The organism is Arthrobacter sp. Soc17.1.1.1, assembly GCF_036867195.1.
GTDB lineage: Bacteria > Actinomycetota > Actinomycetes > Actinomycetales > Micrococcaceae > Arthrobacter_D.
On the sequence record NZ_JBAJII010000001.1, the window covers coordinates 2,403,240 to 2,418,452 of the forward strand.

General features: G+C 73.7%; 15 protein-coding genes. 2 read left to right on the top strand and 13 right to left on the bottom strand.

What is annotated here, in order from left to right; genetic code table 11:
* Window positions 1-103 precede the first annotated feature (103 nt).
* From V6S67_RS11175 to V6S67_RS11190, 4 genes are read right to left on the bottom strand one after another with little or no spacing between them, the layout of a single operon-like run.
* On the bottom strand, window positions 104-292 hold the full coding sequence (locus V6S67_RS11175) for a DUF2795 domain-containing protein (protein ID WP_334210315.1): 189 nt from the start codon (window positions 290-292) through the stop codon (window positions 104-106).
* Between the two features lie 57 nt (window positions 293-349).
* Window positions 350-1,213 carry a glycosyltransferase family 2 protein gene (locus V6S67_RS11180; RefSeq protein ID WP_334210316.1) on the bottom strand — a complete coding sequence of 288 codons (864 nt, stop codon included), beginning with the start codon at window positions 1,211-1,213 and terminating at the stop codon, window positions 350-352.
* Window positions 1,210-2,778 carry a PfkB family carbohydrate kinase gene (locus V6S67_RS11185; protein WP_334210317.1) on the bottom strand — a complete coding sequence of 523 codons (1,569 nt, stop codon included), beginning with the start codon at window positions 2,776-2,778 and terminating at the stop codon, window positions 1,210-1,212. Before V6S67_RS11185 ends, V6S67_RS11180 begins: the two co-directional genes overlap by 4 nt.
* Entirely contained in the window at window positions 2,778-4,190 is a 1,413-nt protein-coding gene (locus V6S67_RS11190; RefSeq protein WP_334210318.1) for an aldehyde dehydrogenase family protein, read from the bottom strand. The genes V6S67_RS11185 and V6S67_RS11190 overlap by 1 nt, the downstream gene beginning before the upstream one ends.
* Before the next feature lie 352 nt (window positions 4,191-4,542).
* Between V6S67_RS11190 and V6S67_RS11195 the strand changes: the two genes are divergently transcribed.
* Window positions 4,543-5,625, top strand: a complete 1,083-nt coding sequence (locus V6S67_RS11195; RefSeq protein ID WP_334211580.1) for a glycosyltransferase family 9 protein — start codon at window positions 4,543-4,545, stop codon at window positions 5,623-5,625.
* On the opposite strand, the gene V6S67_RS11200 is transcribed toward V6S67_RS11195, so the two are convergent.
* From V6S67_RS11200 to V6S67_RS11230, 7 genes are all read right to left on the bottom strand, one after another.
* Entirely contained in the window at window positions 5,591-6,316 is a 726-nt protein-coding gene (locus V6S67_RS11200) for an SDR family oxidoreductase (RefSeq protein WP_334210319.1), read from the bottom strand. The genes V6S67_RS11195 and V6S67_RS11200 overlap by 35 nt on opposite strands.
* Window positions 6,317-6,380: 64 nt before the next feature.
* Window positions 6,381-7,745: a PfkB family carbohydrate kinase gene (locus tag V6S67_RS11205; protein WP_334210320.1), complete on the bottom strand. Its 1,365-nt coding sequence runs from the start codon at window positions 7,743-7,745 to the stop codon at window positions 6,381-6,383.
* The gene (locus V6S67_RS11210; RefSeq protein WP_442884778.1) at window positions 7,742-8,470 is read right to left on the bottom strand and encodes a D-sedoheptulose-7-phosphate isomerase; all 729 of its coding nucleotides are present in this window, start codon (window positions 8,468-8,470) and stop codon (window positions 7,742-7,744) included. The genes V6S67_RS11205 and V6S67_RS11210 overlap by 4 nt, the downstream gene beginning before the upstream one ends.
* Window positions 8,467-9,759 carry a glycosyltransferase gene (locus V6S67_RS11215; RefSeq protein ID WP_334210321.1) on the bottom strand — a complete coding sequence of 431 codons (1,293 nt, stop codon included), beginning with the start codon at window positions 9,757-9,759 and terminating at the stop codon, window positions 8,467-8,469. The genes V6S67_RS11210 and V6S67_RS11215 overlap by 4 nt, the downstream gene beginning before the upstream one ends.
* Window positions 9,756-10,757, bottom strand: a complete 1,002-nt coding sequence (locus V6S67_RS11220) for a glycosyltransferase (RefSeq protein WP_334210322.1) — start codon at window positions 10,755-10,757, stop codon at window positions 9,756-9,758. The genes V6S67_RS11215 and V6S67_RS11220 overlap by 4 nt, the downstream gene beginning before the upstream one ends.
* Window positions 10,754-11,857: a glycosyltransferase family 9 protein gene (locus V6S67_RS11225; RefSeq protein WP_334210323.1), complete on the bottom strand. Its 1,104-nt coding sequence runs from the start codon at window positions 11,855-11,857 to the stop codon at window positions 10,754-10,756. The genes V6S67_RS11220 and V6S67_RS11225 overlap by 4 nt, the downstream gene beginning before the upstream one ends.
* Complete coding sequence (locus tag V6S67_RS11230; RefSeq protein WP_334210324.1) at window positions 11,854-12,402, bottom strand: D-glycero-alpha-D-manno-heptose-1,7-bisphosphate 7-phosphatase; 549 nt, start codon at window positions 12,400-12,402, stop codon at window positions 11,854-11,856. The genes V6S67_RS11225 and V6S67_RS11230 overlap by 4 nt, the downstream gene beginning before the upstream one ends.
* Window positions 12,403-12,518: 116 nt before the next feature.
* Here V6S67_RS11230 and V6S67_RS11235 point away from each other — a divergent pair, with 116 nt between their 5' ends.
* Window positions 12,519-13,523 carry a glycosyltransferase family 9 protein gene (locus V6S67_RS11235; RefSeq protein WP_334210325.1) on the top strand — a complete coding sequence of 335 codons (1,005 nt, stop codon included), beginning with the start codon at window positions 12,519-12,521 and terminating at the stop codon, window positions 13,521-13,523.
* 25 nt (window positions 13,524-13,548) lie between these two features.
* Here the strand turns inward: V6S67_RS11235 and V6S67_RS11240 are convergent, their stop codons facing one another.
* Complete coding sequence (locus tag V6S67_RS11240; RefSeq protein WP_334210326.1) at window positions 13,549-14,340, bottom strand: sigma-70 family RNA polymerase sigma factor; 792 nt, start codon at window positions 14,338-14,340, stop codon at window positions 13,549-13,551.
* Window positions 14,341-14,561: 221 nt separating this feature from the next.
* The gene (locus V6S67_RS11245) at window positions 14,562-15,071 is read right to left on the bottom strand and encodes a MarR family winged helix-turn-helix transcriptional regulator (protein WP_334210327.1); all 510 of its coding nucleotides are present in this window, start codon (window positions 15,069-15,071) and stop codon (window positions 14,562-14,564) included.
* Between the last annotated feature and the right edge of the window lie 142 nt (window positions 15,072-15,213).

Sequence of the window (15,213 nt, forward strand, 5' to 3'; positions counted from 1 at the left end):
TGCCTCGTGCCGTCCTTCCGGGAGGTCGGGCGACGGGGGATGCGCGGTCGGGCGCATCCCCCGTCGCCCCGTACTCCTTCGACCTGCTCCGGACTGCTCCGACCTACTTCGACGCTTCCTTGTTCACGTCGGTCGGCGAGTCGAACTCCCGGTCGGGGAGGTTCTCGAGCGTCTCGAGGACGGCGCCGTCGGCGCCCTTGTCCTTCGCGTGCTGCACGAGGTCCTCCCTGGAGGCCGGGTACTCCATGCCGCCCAGTGCCTTCTGGATGTCGATCGGACTCGGATCTGCCATGTGGTGCTCCTTCGTGTCGGTTCGTCCTCCTGAAGTGCTCCCGCGTCGGGAGCACCGTCACTGGCCCAGGATCACCCGGGCAGCGTCTATGTCACGGTCCGTAACCGTGGTGGGTGCCTCGAGGTGCACGGCGCCGGACGGGATGATGCCCGCCCCGCCGTACCGCTCCATCACGCGCCACTGGGCCGCGACGTCCTCGCCGGCGTGCCCGGGCGGCAGGCGGTCCCAGAAGTCGAAGCCCCCGCACTCCACGAGGGCCTCCCGGTCGAACAGGACGCAGCCGCCCACCCAGGCGACGTGGTAGAGCTGCCAGCTGCCGGGCTGGATGGCGAGATCGGCGGCGGCGTGCGCCAGGTTGGCGGCGTTGTGCAGCGGCCAGCGCGCGAAGCCCTCGGTGTCCGGGCGGATCCGTTCCGGGACCACCTCGTTCCCGGGCCACAGCGCCAGTCCGGTCCGTTCGTGGGGTCTGCGGTCGCCGAGGTACGACAGCCCCTGGACGGCCGAGCCGACGAACCCGCACCGCGCCTCCCGCAGCGCCCGGCACAGGCGGTCCAGCGAGCCGGGCTCCAGCCAGACATCGTTGTCCAGGAACAGGACGAACGGCGCCCGCGCCAGCCCCAGCAGGTAGTGCCGATGCTCGGCGAGGCCACGCCGCGGCAGGTGCCGCTCGAGCTGCACCTGCCGGCCCTGGGCCTCGAGGACCCGCACCATCGCACGGACGGCGGGCTGCACCCACGACGCCGTGTCGCCGTCCGTCTGGTCGCTCACGATGACGCGGAAGGCCACGCCCTCCTGCGCCGCGAGGCCCGCGAGCGTCACGGCGAGCTCCGCGGGACGCCCGAAGGACGGGATGAGCACGTCGACGGCGGGCTCGTCCGCCGGCGCGTCGAGCGCCCACTCGCCGGACCAGCGCGGGGTCACGGAGCGCCCTCCCCTCCGGAGGCGGACCGGATCCTGCGGACGACCGCCGCGGTGGAGCGCTCCGGCACGTAGTCGAGGATGCTGACGCGCCCGCCGCAGGCCTCCACGGCCGGTGCCTCCTCGAGCATCTGCGCGGTGTAGTCGCCGCCCTTGGCGTACACGTCGGGCCTCAGCAGCTCGATGAGCGGCACGAGGGTGTCCGTGGTGAACACGGTCACGTAGTCCACACAGCTCAGGGACGCGATGATGCCCGCCCGGTCCGCGATCGGGTTGATGGGCCGGTCGGGGCCCTTGAGCCTGCGCACCCCGGCGTCGTCGTTGAGCGCGACCACCAGCACGTCGCCGAGCTGCTTGGCCTGGTTCAGGGAGCGGGTGTGCCCGCGGTGCAGCACGTCGAAGCACCCGTTGGTCAGGACGATGCGCTTGCCGGCGGCACGGTCCTCTTCGACCCGCCGCAGGAGCTCCTGCGTGGTCAGCGCGGTGTCGGCGACCTGCTGCAGGTGGCCCGTGAGGTCCGCCGTCGTGCACACGGAGGTGCCCGGGCGGTGCACCACCACGTCCGCGGCGGCCTGCGCGAGGTCGAGGCTCGTGGTGAGCGGCAGGCCCGCGGCGCGCGCGGCGGTCAGGGTCGCGACGAAGGTGTCCCCCGCCCCGGAGGCCTGCCGCTCGGTCGCAGGCCGCGCCCAGGTGCGGTGTTCCTCGCCGTCCTGCCCGAGCAGCACGGTGCCGTCCCGGTCGAGGGTCACCACGACGGCGGCGGCGTTCGTGGCCGCGAGGAGGTCGTCCCTGCGGTCGGCGACGGTCGCGGCCCGGTCGGAGCGCGGGTCGAGGCGGACGTCGAGGACCTGCGCGGCCTCCTGCGCGTTGGGCGTGACGATGTCCGGGGCGAGCTCCGACCAGGCGGCGGTGTCGTGGGCGTCGACGACGACGAGCGGTCCCGGTTCCGCACCGAGCGCCCGGCCGAGCGCCGCGCGGACCTCGTCGCCGAGCGCCCCGGATCCGTAGTCGCACACGACGACGGCGTCGGCGCCGGCGACGGACCCCTGGACCGTGGCGGCCAGCGCGGTGAGCGCCGACGCCGGGAGCCCGTCCTGCGTGTCGTCGAGGCGGAGCATGACCTGGTCGCCGCCGAGGATGCGGTACTTCGTGGTCGTGCCGACCCGGGGGTCCTGCAGGAGGTGGGTGGTGTCCACGCCTGCGTCCTCGAGGATGCCGCGCAGCCGCCGCCCGGCGTCGTCGGTGCCGATGAGGCCGCACATGCGCACGTGCGCGCCGAGCGCCGCGAGGTTCATCGCCGTGTTCGCCGCGCCGCCGGCGGCGTAGTCGCGCCGCGTGATGTCCACCACCGGTGCCGGCGCCTCCCGGCAGAAGCGCTCGATGGTGCCGCTCCACCAGCCGTCCAGCATGGCGTCGCCGATCACGGTGACGGCCGGCGCGCGGTCGGCGACGGCCGCGGGGACCCAGGCGGCGAGCCCCCGGACCTCCGCGAGATCATCGGCGGCGTGGTCGGCCCGGGGCACGGTGCCTCCCGTCCGGCCGGGGTGGTCCTGCAGCGCGTCGTCCATCACAGGCCCTGCTGCGGAGGGGAGCTGATGTGGACCACCTTCACGAGGGCGAACTCGTCGAGCAGCTCCGGACCGTAGCCGAAGCCCGCTCCGCTGATGCCGCGGGGCTGTGCCGATCCGCCGGGCGCGCCGCCGAAGACGGCGTTGACCTTGACCGTGCCGACCGGCAGTCCGGCGATGGCCTGCTGCGCATGGGCGATGCCCCCGGTCAGCACGGAGGCCGCGAGGCCGTACGGCCCGGCGGCGGCGAGGCGCAGGCCCGCCTCGAAGCTGTCGACGACGGTCACGGGCGCGACCGGGCCGAAGGTCTCCTCGGTCATGACGGTCATGGCGTCGGTGCAGCCGGTGAGCACGGTGGCCGGGTAGTGGGCGCCCGGGCCGTCGGGCACGTGCCCGCCCTCGAGGCACTGCGCGCCGAGGCCGAGCGCCTCCGACACCTGCCCGTCCACGAGATCCCGCATGCGGCGGTCCACGAGCGGGGCGAAGTCGCCGCTCGTGTTGCGGTTCCGTGCCTCCTCGGTGAGGGCGGCGAGGAAGGGCTCGGCGATGGCCCGGTGCACGTAGATGCGTTCCACGGACGTACAGATCTGCCCGCTGTTCGCGAAGGCGCCGAGTGCCGCCTGGCCCGCGGCCCACACCGGGTCGACGTCGGCGTCGACGATGAGGGGGTCGTTGCCGCCGTTCTCCCGGATGACGTGCGCCCCGGTGAGCGAGGCCGCCCGGGCGATGCGCTCCCCGGTGGCGCTCGAGCCGACGTGCGCGAAGACGTCCACGCCCGTCTCCATGGTGATCATCTGGCCCACGCCCGCACCGCCGGTCAGGGTGGTGAGGACGCCGTCGGGGAAGGCCGGCTGCAGCAGGCGGCCGAGCAGCTCACCCACGTGGGGGCACCGTTCGCTGGGCTTGTGAAGGACGGCGTTGCCCGTGACGAGGGCGGCGCCGATGAGCCCGGCGGCCACGGCCACGGGATCGTTCCACGGCGTCAGGAGGGCGGCGACCCCGCGCGGCTCGGCGACGGTGTAGTCGGTGGCGGTGACGGCTCCGCGCAGGCTGAGCCCGCGATGCACGGGGCCGAGCTCCGCGTACTGCTCGAGCGTGGCGATCCCTGCCTCGACGCCGCCGAGCGCGTCGCCGAACGGCTTCCCGGTCTCCCGCGTGTTGAGTTCCGCGAGCTCGCGGGCACCGGCGCGCAGTGCCGCGGCAGCGCTCCTGAGGGCCGCGCCGCGGTCGGCGGGGCTCGTGGCCGCCCATTCGGGCTGCACGGTCCGCGCCAGGGAGACGGCGAGCGCCACCTGGTCCCGGTTCGCGGAGGGCAGCGTGCCCACCTCGCTCCCGTCACGCGGGTCGAGGATGGTGAGGGAGCCTTCGTCCTGCACGTCGAGCAGGGGATGTGCCTCGGAGTTGATGGACATTGCGCTCCTTGGTGTCGTGTCGTGTACCGCCGCGGCGTTCTCCCGCGGCACGCCTACTGGTCCCGTACCCGCCTCCCGTGCTTTCACACACGGCCCCCGCCGTTTTCTGCTCCACCTCCGTGCGGTCCTCAGCACGCTTAGCATATGGTGGCACGAGGAGGAGCAGCGGGTCTCCTGCTCCCGGTGGCGGCATTGACAGCGCGGATCACGCCTGCCGGTGGTGTGCCGCGGGAGCGCCCGCGCAGGGACCGCGATCAGCGACAGGAACGGGGAGCACGTGACGGGGCGAGGGAACACGACGGCGGATTTCGGCGGACGGCAGGACGCGGCGAGGTCGGTGGGTCCGGTGCTGATGCCGTTCGAGGGCGTCCGGAGCATCGCCGTCCTGCGCGGCGGCGGCCTCGGCGATCTCATGTTCGCCCTGCCCGCCGTCGCGGCGTTGAAGAACCGCTACCCGGAGGCCGCGATCACCCTCCTCGGCATGCCCGGGCACGCCGCGCTGCTCGAGGGCAGGCCCGGCCCGGTGTCGGCGGTCCTGGAGCTGCCCGTCTCCCCCGGCGTCCGTCCCGGCGACGAGGATCCGCAGGCCGTCGAGGCGTTCTTCGCCGCCGTCCACGGGACGTTCGACCTCGCCGTGCAGCTGCACGGCGGCGGCCGCAACTCCAACCCGTTCCTCCTGCGGCTCGGTGCCCGGCACACCATCGGCACGCGCACGCCCGACGCCGCGGCGCTGGAGCGGACCATCCCCTACGTGTACTACCAGCACGAGGTGTTCCGGGCCCTGGAGGTGGTCGGCCTGGCCGGTGCGGTACCGGTGGACCTCGAACCGCGGGTGGAGGTCACCGGCGCGGAGATCGCCCGGGCCGCCGAGCTCACGGGCGGGGGCGCCGTCGTCGCCCTGCATCCGGGGGCCACGGATCCGCGCAGGAGGTGGCCGTCGTCGTCGTTCGCGGAGGTCGCGGTGCGCGCCGCGGCGGACGGCTGCGAGGTGGTGGTCGTCGGGGACCCGACGGACGTCCCGGCGGCCGAGGAGATCGTGCGCCTGGCGCTCGAGGCCGATCCGACGGCGGACGTCCGCTCGCTCGCCGGCCAGCTGAGCCTCGGCGAGCTGGCGGGAGTCCTGGCCCGCAGCGCCGTGATGGTCGGCAACGACAGCGGCCCCCGGCACCTGGCGCAGGCCGTCGGGACCCCCACCGTCGGCGTCTACTGGATCGGCAACGTGATCAACGCGGGCGCCATGGGGCGGACCCTGCATCGCGTGCACTTCTCCTGGGTGACGCAGTGCCCCGTGTGCGGGGTGGACGTCACGCAGGTGGGCTGGACGGCCGAACGCTGCGAGCACGACGACTCGTTCGTTGCGACCGTCCAGCCCGACGCCGTCTACGCGGACGTGGCCGAACTCAGGGCCACGAGCCTTCTTCTGCGTGGGCGATGACCATCTCGCGGATCTCGCAGCTCTTGGGCTGCGAGAGCGCGAACAGGATCGCCTCGGCGACCCGCTCCGGGTCGTTCAGGCGTGAGTCGTCCTGCGGCTTGTACTGCTCGTCGCGGTCGTCGAAGAACCGGGTCTTCATGCCGCCGGGGATGATCGTGGTGACGCCGATCTGTCCCGCGGTCTCGGCGGCCAGTGCCTGCGAGAAGCCCATGACACCGAACTTCGAGGCGCAGTAGGCGGTCGCGTCGCCGACGGCCTTGATGCCGAGCGTGGACGCGATCGTGACCACGCGCCCGTGCGTCTGCTTGAGGTACGGAAGGGCCGCGCGGGCGGTCGACGCGGTGCCCATCAGGTTCACGCCGATGACCTTCTCCCACTGGTCCGCGGGGACGGTGTCGAGCGCCCCGCAGCGGTCGATGCCGGCGGCGGTGACGACGGCGTCGAGGCCGTCCATCGTCTCCGCGGCCTCCCGGACGGCCGCCTCGACGGCCTCGCGGTCGGCCACGTCGACCTCGAACGCCTTGACGCCGGTCACGCGGCTGATGTCGCGGTCGAGCACCACGGGGGTGCCGCCGGCGGCGAGGACGCCCTGCACGATGGCCGCGCCGAGGCCCGAGCCCCCGCCGGTCACCAGGACGCGTCCCGGGTTGAAGCCGTTGCCTGCCGGGCTTGCTGTCGTGTTCTCGGTCATGCTGTTCCTTTCGTAGCGTTGCTCCCGGCCGGCTGGATCGGGCCGAGGGCGTCTGTGCAGCGCGTCAGCCGACTCGGGCGAGCGCGGCTGCAAGTTTCGTGGTGGAGCGGGCCGGGATGTAGGGGACGGTGACCGTCCTGCCGCCCCAGCTGCTCACGAGGGCGGCCTCGGGCAGGTCCTCGGCCGCGTAGTCGCCGCCCTTGACCCAGATGTCGGGCTGGAGACGGGAGATCGCGTTCTCCGGCGTCGATTCGCCGAAGACGAGCACGGCGTCCACGCACTCGAGGGCGGAAAGCAGTTCGGCCCGGTCCTCCTGCTTGATGATGGGCCGGTTCTCGCCCTTCAGCCCCCGGACGGACTCGTCCGAGTTGAGGAGGACGATCAGGCAGTCACCGAGCTGCCGGGCGGCCGCGAGCGTGCGGGCGTGCCCCGCGTGGAGGAGGTCGAAGCATCCGCCCGTCGCGACGACCGTGCCGCCGGCCTCCCGTGTACGCCGTGCGACGTCGAGGGCGTCGATCCCGTCGACGGGCAGCTGCTGCGGCGCTTCCTGCCGACGGCCCATCGCGCTCACGCCCCCCGAGCCGAGGAACCGCGCGGCGGCCTCGGTGGCCTGCTGGGCCGCCACGTCGATGGGCTCGCCCGCGGCGAGGCCGACGGCGAGCGCGGAGGCGAACCGGTCGCCCGCGCCGCAGGGGTCCGTTGCGTCGACCCTCGGAGCGGGGACCACCTGCGGCAGGAGGCCCGCCGCGGCGACGAGCGCCCCGTGCTCCCCCATGGTGACGAGCACGGCACGGCTGCGCCACGCGCCGAGGAGGACGTCGGCGGCGGCCGCGGCGGCACGCGTGTCCGACCCCTGCAGGTCCGCGAACCGGAGGGCCTCGCCGATGTTGGGTGTCACCGCGGCGACACCGGGGACGGGCTGCGCGCCCGCCGGGTGCGGGTCCCAGACCACCGGGGTGGTCCCGGCGAGTGCTTCGAGCCGTGTCCGCAGTGCCTCGTCGGCGAGGAGCCCGCGCCCGTAGTCCGCGGCGACGATGGCGTCGGCGCCCTCGAGCGCCGCCAGCATGTCCTCCGTGCAGGCCGGGGCAGGGGGCGTCGCGCAGCCCTCGTCGAAGCGCACGACCGGCTGGCCGGACGCCCGCACGCGGGTCTTGACGGGGGTCGGGGCGCCGGAGGGGCCCGCGACCACGGTGATGCCGTCGAGTTCGGCGCGCAGCAGCGCCGCGGCGTCGTCCTCGCCGAGCACCGTGACGAGGACCGCCTCGTGGCCGTCGGCCTCGAGCATGCGCGCCACGAGCCCCGCACCGCCGGCGCGGCGCCGTACGGCGTCGACGTCGACGACCGGCACGGGCGCGTCCGGTGACAGGCGGCCTGCATCGCCCGAGAGGTCCGTGTCGAGCAGGACGTCCCCGACCACCACGATCCTCATCGCTGCTCCTCCTGGCGGCGGCGGCGCACCTCGGCGTCGAAGGCCCGGCAGATCGCGTGGAGGGCGATCAGGTGGCCCTCCTGCGCATTGGCGGACTGCGCGTCGATGGCCACGAAGTCGTCCACCCGCTCGGTCAGCGGGTTCGGCCCTGCAGCGGTGAGCGCCCACGTGGTGACGCCGGCCGCACGGGCGGCGTCGACCGCGTGGAGCAGGTTGGGGCTCTTGCCGCTCGTGCTCAGCAGCAGCAGGATGTCGCCCGGGCGCCCGTGCGCGGTCACCTGGCGGGCGAACATGTGGTCGAACCCGTAGTCGTTGGCGATCGCCGTGACGGCGGAGGTCTCCGCGTGGAGGGCGATCGCGGAGAACGGCTCGCGTTCGCCGTCGAACCGGCCCACGAGCTCGGCGGTGAGGTGCTGGGCCTCGGCGGCGGATCCGCCGTTGCCGGCGGCCAGGAGCCGCCGGCCCGCCATCAGCCGGTCCGCCATCTCGACGCCCCAGCCGGCGAGGGTGCCGACGTTCTGCAGGAGGGACTCGATGGCGGGCGCGACGGACCGCAGGTGGTCGGTCACGATGCGGCGGGACTCCGCGTCGGGGTGCGCAGGGCTCCCCTGCGCGCCTGCGGTGTGCGGGGTGCGGACGGGCGCCGCGGGATCCGCGGCCCTGCCGGTCGTGGCGTCGGTGCTGACGGTACTGACGGTGCTGACGTCGGTGAGATGAGTGGTCACAGTGCCCTGCCTCCCGTGCTTTCGAGTCGACGCGCGGCGCTCCGCCGCGCTGTGGCCGGTTGTGCGGGCGCTGCCGCGCCCAGGGCCGTCTGGTATGCCTTCTCCGTGTCGGCGGCGATCCGGCTCCACGAGTAGCGGGCCTTCACGCGGCGGTAGCCGTTGGCGCCGAGCTCTCCGGCCCAGCCGGGGTCGGACACCACGTCGTCGACGGCCGCCGCGATGGCAGCCGGGTCCTGCGGCGGGACGTGGAGGCCGGTCTTGCCGTGCACCACGGTGTCGACGAGGCCGCCCACGGCGGCGGCGATCACGGGGACGCCGCAGGCCATCGCCTCGAGCGGCACGATCCCGAACGGTTCGTACCATGGCGCGCAGACCACGGCGTCGGCGCTCCGCAGGACCGCCGGCATCTCCGCCCGCGAGACCTGGCCCCGCAGCACCACGCGGTCGCCGACGCCCAGGGCGTCCGCGAGCGCGGTGAGCCGCTGCGCCTCGGGATCCTCCTCGAGGCTCGCCGAATTGCCGGAGCCGCCCACGATGACGAGCTCGACGTCGTCGCGTCCGCGGGCCGAGAGGTCGGCCATCGCACGGATGACGAGGTCCATGCCCTTGCGCGGCACGAGTCGTCCCACACTGACGATCCGGTGGGCGCGGCCGCGCTCCTCGACTGGACCCTGCGGGCTGAACAGCTCGAGGTCCACGCCGCACGGGGCGATCGACACGCGGCTGCCGGGCACACCCATCGCCTTCAGCTCGAAGACCTCGTCGGAGCAGGTCGCGACGATCCGGTCGGCGCTGCGGCCCACCATCGCCTCGAGCATGAGCCGCTCGGACGGGCTGGTGTCGTCCCCGCCCTGGTGGCGGCGCTTGACCGTGCCGAGCGCGTGGAACGTCTGGACCACCTGCACGGGGCGGCCGGCGCTGCGGGACTGGCGGGCGGCGTCGAGCGCAGCGATACCCGACATCCAGAAATGCCCGTGGACGATGTCCGGTGCGTCCTCACCCCAGTCCTCGACGATGCCCTCGGCCAGTTCGCTCATGTAGGGCAGCAGCATGTCCTTGGGGACGCTCCGGGCCGGGCCGGCCGTGACGTGCACGACCTCCAGCCGCGGGTGCGTCCGCACCCGGTCGGGCAGGGCGGCGTCGTCCCGGCGTGTGTACACCGTGACGTCGTGGCCGCGCCGCGCCAGCGCGAGGGACAGCTCGGCCACGTGGACGTTCTGCCCGCCTGCATCGACGCCGCCCAGCGCCGCGAGCGGGCTGGCGTGTTCCGACACCATCGAGATCCTCACAGCGCTTTCCTTTCTGTTGCGGCCAGGACCCGGTACCGCTGGGGCACCTGCCCCAGGACGTCGTCCCAGTCCGCGAGGAACCGGGCGAGTCCGTACCGTGCGAGTGCCGCTTCCCGTGCGACGAGTCCCCGGGTCCGTGCCTCGTCCGGGTCCTCGATGAGGCGTGCGGCCATCCGGACGAGGTCGTCGATGCTCGTCGAGACCGCACCGGCCTCGGGTGGCACGGCGCGGGCGGCCTCCGTCGTCGCGAGCGCCAGCACGGGCAGTCCCACGTGCATCGCCTCGAGGAGGGAGAGTCCGAGGGAGGTCCACCGGAGCGGGTGCACGTAGGCCCGTGAGCGCCCGAGCCGCGCGTGCAGGCGTGCCATCGGGAGGTCGCCGCCGATCCGCAGCTCCCCCGGGCCGAGGTCCAGGGCGTCGGCGAGCCGGTCCGTCCCCATGCCGAAGACCTCGAGCGGGGCGACTCCCGCGAAGCGCGGGAGCAGGTCCGTGCCGGTGATCCGGCCGCGCCGGACCGGCTCGTTGATGATGGCCGCGAGCTGCTCGAGTTCCCCCGTGTAAAGGTAGCCGGGGTCGACGATGCCGTGCTCGATCACCGTGGTCCTCGCGACGCCGTTGTCCCAGAAGAGCTCGTTGAAGTGCGTCACGTGCACCACCGGGATGTCCGTACGTTCCGCCAGGGGGTGCACCGTGCCGACGATGTCGCGGCGGGGCGTGTTGTGCTCGAGGAAGACCGCCGGGAGGTCCCGTCCCGGAGAGCGGCCGAGGAGGCGCTCACACTCCGCGATCTCCTCGACGCGCTGCAGCACGACCACGTCGATGCCGGCGTCGGCGAGGTCGTGGGGTGCCACCTCGATGACGGATGCGGGCCAGTCGCGGCCCGCCCGGCCCAGTCCCCAGGGCCCGCCGTCGGGCGTGGTGGGCAGCACGTAGGTGTGCTCTCCCCTGACGAAGGCGTCGGTCCACCCTCCGTGGACGTGCCATAACAGGATCCTCATCGGTTTCCCCTCGTTGTTCTGCGGCCGTCGGTGCGGCCGATGCTGCGGCGTGAGCCGAGTGACGAAACTCCGGAGCTGAGCCGGAGCACGGCGTCGACCACGTCCTCGGGCGAGACGGTGGACAGGCAGGGGTGCCCCTGGACGGGGCAGATCCGCGCCCGGCTGAGCGCGCACGCGGCGTCCTGGTCGCCGAGCAGTTCGACGGGGACGCGGTACGGCGCCCACCGGATCGCCGGCACCACCGGCGAGAACAGGCAGACCACCGGGGTCCCCACCGCCGCGGCGAGGTGTGCCGGGCCGGTGTTCCCCGTGATCACCACCGAGGCTCCCGCGAGCACGGAGCCGAGGGCCGCGAGGTCGGTCCGGCCGCCCAGGTCGAGGGCCTCCGGCCCCGCGACGGTGGAGGTCAGGTCGGTCTCCCCCGGGCCGCCCGTGACGACGACGCGGAACCCGGCCGCGGTGAGGAGTTCGACGGCGGCGGCGTGGTGGAGCGGCGGCCAGGCGCGTGCGGGCACGGACGCACCGGGGTGGACGACGACGTACGGCCCCTTGCCCACGAGTCCGGACGCGTCGGTGAGGCCGGTGACCTGGAGCCGGCCGTCGTCGTCGGGCGGGAGGGCGTAGCCCGCGGCCTCCGCGATGCCGAGCGCGCGCTCCGCCTCGGGCTGGTCCTCGGGGAAGTCCTCGCCGGGCTTGAGCCGGACGTCCAGGAGCGAGCCGGCGTAGTCCACGGAGGCGCCCGCGATCCGGCGGACACCCGCGAGCCGGAGCAGCAGGGCGAGAGGCAGGGGTGACTGGTGGAACGAGGTCAGCAGGACCGCCTCGTCGACGCCGAGAGCCACCACGGCGTCGTGCAGCTCGCGCACGAGTTCCGGGGTGGGCTCCGGCGCGGGGTCGATGATCCAGGGCGCCGACCACGTGAGCACCTCGACGACGCCCGGCAGCAGGCGGGCCGCGGCGGCACCCTGCGGGCCGCACAGCATGACGACGTCGTTCGGGGAGTCGCCGTGGTCACCGGCGGCGACGGCGCGGACGGCCGGCCCGGCCAGCAGGACGTCGCCGGCGCTGTCGAGGCGGGCCACGAGGACGCGCCGCCTCACGGGGTGCCCGCCCAGAGGGTGTCGACGGCCTCCGCGAGGTCCCGGGCGACGGCGGGGGCGTCCCGGATCTCCTCCTCGAGCGTGATGTCCGTCGGCACCAGCACGCCGCGGGCACCGGCGGCCGCAGCGGCGCCCATGTCCGCCCCGATGTCGCCGATCACCGCGACCTCCGAGGGGTCGAGGCCCAGCCGCGCACTGGCGGAGAGCACCATGCCCGGGCCGGGCTTGCGGCACGCGCAGCCGTCGTCGGCCCCGTGCGGGCACACCTCCCACACCGCGAAGGGACCGAGCAGGTCCTCGACGCGGGCGTTGACGGCGTCGACCTGTTCCCGCGTGACGTAGCCACGGGCGATGCCCGACTGGTTGGTGACCACGCCCAGCGGGATCCCGCGGGAACGGAGGCCGTCCAGGACCTCGCGGGCGCCCGGCATCGGTTGCACGAGGGAGGGGTCGCCGTTGTACGGGACGTCCACGACGATGGTCCCGTCGCGGTCGAACAGGACCGCCTGGGGGGCTGTCCGCGGGAGTCCGGCCGAAGTATGCATACAGGCTTAGTGCCCGAGAAGGAGCAGTACTAAACACTTCATGCCGAACTTCTTCTCCTCGGCGCCTGCGAGGCCTGCCGCGGGGCGACGCCCGAACCTCTGGCAGGATGATCCGCATGACTTCCGAGGGCACCACCGCCACGGGCACCCGGCCCGCCGCATCCATCCTTGTCCCCGCCTCGACGCCGGCACCCGACGGACGTCCCGAGATCCTGGCCCTCCGCGCCCTGAAGCTCGGCGACCTCCTCGTCGCGGTGCCCGCGCTCAAGGGATTGCGCCGCGCGTTCCCGGAGCACCGCATCCTCTACGCCGCGCAGGAGTGGCTCCGGCCCGTCGTCGGCCTGACCGACGCCATCGACGACCTGCTGCCCACGCACGGGCTCGACGATCCCCTGCCCATCGAGCACGGGCGGATCGACCTCGCCGTCAACCTGCACGGCAGCGGGGGCGAGAGCCGGGGACGCCTCGAGGAGATCGGCGCCAGACGGCGGATGGGCCACCGCTCCCCCGGCTGGGACGGACCCGAGTGGCGGGACGGCATCCTCGAACGCGAACGCTGGGCCTCGCTCGTCTCCTGGCACGGCATCCCCGCGGACCCGCTCGACTGCCGCCTCCGCGTGCCCGACGGCGGGAGCCCGGCACCCGACGCCGTGGTCATCCATGTGGGGGCCGCCTACGGGAGCCGGCTCTGGCCCGTGGAGCGCTTCGCCGAGGTGGCGCGCACGCTGGCCGCGGCCGGGCACCAGGTACTGTTCACGGGCAGCGCGAAGGAGCGTCCGCGGGCGCTCGCCGTCGCCGACGCCGCCGGCCTGCCCGAGGAGTCCGTCGCGGCGGGACACCTGGCGCTGGACCGGTTCGCGGGCCTGATCTCCGGCGCGTCCCTGGTCATCTCCGCCGACACGGGCGCCGCCCATCTCGCCTCGGCCTACGCGCGGCCGTCCGTGGTGCTGTTCGGGCCGGCCCCCGCGTCCGAGTGGGGTCCGCCCCCCGGTCCGCACACCGTGCTCACGGACGAATCGCTCCGGGTCGGCGAGACGTTCTCACCCACCCCGGATCCTGCCCTGATGGCCGTGACGGTGGAGCAGGTGCTGGCGGCAGCCGCCGACCACGGCATCTCCTGACCGGCGGCACCTGTACCTCGTGGCCTCAGGCGATGCCGGCCCGCGCAGTGCGCCGGTCCGGTGCGGCGGGCGCTCCGAGGAGCCGCTTCTGCAGTTTGACCAGGATGCGCGCGAGGGTCCGCGAGACCTGCATCTGCGACATCCCGAGCTCGTCGCCGATGCCCTGCTGGGTCTGCTCCATGAAGTAGCGGCGGTAGAGGAGCTCCTTCTCGCCGGCGTCGAGCTCGTTGACCGCGCCGCGCAGGGAGATCATGTCGTCGCTGCGGTCCATGCCGTTCGAATCGGTGGCGAGCGTGTCGGCCCAGCTACGACCCTCGAAAGGTGCGTCGAGCGAGTCCGGCCGCAGGCTCGAGGAGGAGGCCTGCGCCTCGAGGATCTTGCTCTCCGGCCAGCCGAGCTCCAGTCCCAGCTCGCGGGCGGTCGCGTCGCGTCCGAGGCGCTGCGCCATGGCGGGAGCGGCGCGGGCGATCTCGGTGCGGAGGTCCTGGATGTCGCGGGGAGGTCGGACCACCCAGCAGGAGTCCCTGAGGTAGCGCTTGATCTCGCCGGTGATCGTCGGCACGGCGAAGGACGCGAACGGCACGCCCCGTCCGGGGTTGAAGCGCTGCACCGCCTTGATGAGCCCGAGGTACGCCACCTGGCGGATGTCCGAGGCCTCCGGCCCCGAGAACGCGAAGGAGCGCGCCACCGATTCGGCGATGTCCATGTGCCGCAGGGCGATGTCGTCCTGCAGGGCCGCCTTGAGCGGGCGCCCGGGGTACGCAGGGCCCGGCTCGTCGCCGTCGGTCGCGGACTGCGGGGCGGCGGTGATGGACATGCTGTTCTCCGTCAGGCGTTGGACACTCACGCTTCTCAACAAAACATCAGTCTGCTTAGTACGCAAGCCCTTTCTTCCGGGCAGTCGCTTTCGCGGGGAGTCTTCCCTTCTCGGGGCGGGGCGGGTACAAGAACTCCTCGGCGCCGGTCGCGGTCGGGAACGCAAAAAAGCCCCTTGCCGGACGGCAAGGGGCGCGGAGATCAGCTCCGGCTCGGAAGGGGTCAGGTCAGCAGGGTCGCTGCCGGGCCCCCGGCACCCGGACCCTCGAGTGCCACGCCCTCCTGCGCGCCGGCACCTCCCGCCGTCCAGTTCCAGCGGGGTGCGCCGAGTTCCCGGATGACGCGCTGCAGGTGGTTGCGCAACTCCTCCGACACGAGCCCGCCGCCGGCCACGAGGGTGCGTTCGATGTCCGCCGCCGCGTCGAGGACCTGGCGCCCCTCCGCGGAGATGGACACGGTGTGCGAGCGCCGGTCGAGGTCGTTCCGCACGCGCGTCACGTGCCCGCGTGCCTCGAGGCGTGAGAGGGTCTTGCCCATCGTCTGCGCCTGCACCCTGACGATCTGGGCGAGACCCGCCTGGGTCATGGCTCCCTGGTCCGCGAGGACCCCGAGGGCGATGACGCCTGCGTGGGTCACGCCGATACCGACCAGCCGCTCGTTCCAGGCATGCTCGACGAGACGCGCCGCCGTGGTCAGCAGGCGGCCCGTGGGCCATTGCTCCAGATCGGGCATAGACCGTGCACTTCCTCTCGCTCGCAGATCCGGTGCCATCTCCGGCGCCGGATCTCACCCTATGATAGCTAGGCCGGCCGGCCGCATGGTGCCGACCGGCGCCGACGGTCCCCGCAGGAGGCCGGCCCGCTCTTCGGACGTC

Excerpts from the sequence above, each read along its gene's own strand:
- V6S67_RS11200 (WP_334210319.1), bottom strand. The coding sequence starts at position 6,316 with ATGACCGAGAACACGACAGCAAGCCCGGCAGGCAACGGCTTCAACCCG.
- V6S67_RS11205 (WP_334210320.1), bottom strand. The coding sequence starts at position 7,745 with ATGAGGATCGTGGTGGTCGGGGACGTCCTGCTCGACACGGACCTCTCG.
- V6S67_RS11175 (WP_334210315.1), bottom strand. The coding sequence starts at position 292 with ATGGCAGATCCGAGTCCGATCGACATCCAGAAGGCACTGGGCGGCATG.
- V6S67_RS11235 (WP_334210325.1), top strand. The coding sequence starts at position 12,519 with ATGACTTCCGAGGGCACCACCGCCACGGGCACCCGGCCCGCCGCATCC.
- V6S67_RS11195 (WP_334211580.1), top strand. The coding sequence starts at position 4,543 with ATGCCGTTCGAGGGCGTCCGGAGCATCGCCGTCCTGCGCGGCGGCGGC.
- V6S67_RS11220 (WP_334210322.1), bottom strand. The coding sequence starts at position 10,757 with ATGAGGATCCTGTTATGGCACGTCCACGGAGGGTGGACCGACGCCTTC.
- V6S67_RS11240 (WP_334210326.1), bottom strand. The coding sequence starts at position 14,340 with ATGTCCATCACCGCCGCCCCGCAGTCCGCGACCGACGGCGACGAGCCG.
- V6S67_RS11190 (WP_334210318.1), bottom strand. The coding sequence starts at position 4,190 with ATGTCCATCAACTCCGAGGCACATCCCCTGCTCGACGTGCAGGACGAA.
- V6S67_RS11185 (WP_334210317.1), bottom strand. The coding sequence starts at position 2,778 with ATGGACGACGCGCTGCAGGACCACCCCGGCCGGACGGGAGGCACCGTG.
- V6S67_RS11245 (WP_334210327.1), bottom strand. The coding sequence starts at position 15,071 with ATGCCCGATCTGGAGCAATGGCCCACGGGCCGCCTGCTGACCACGGCG.
- V6S67_RS11230 (WP_334210324.1), bottom strand. The coding sequence starts at position 12,402 with ATGCATACTTCGGCCGGACTCCCGCGGACAGCCCCCCAGGCGGTCCTG.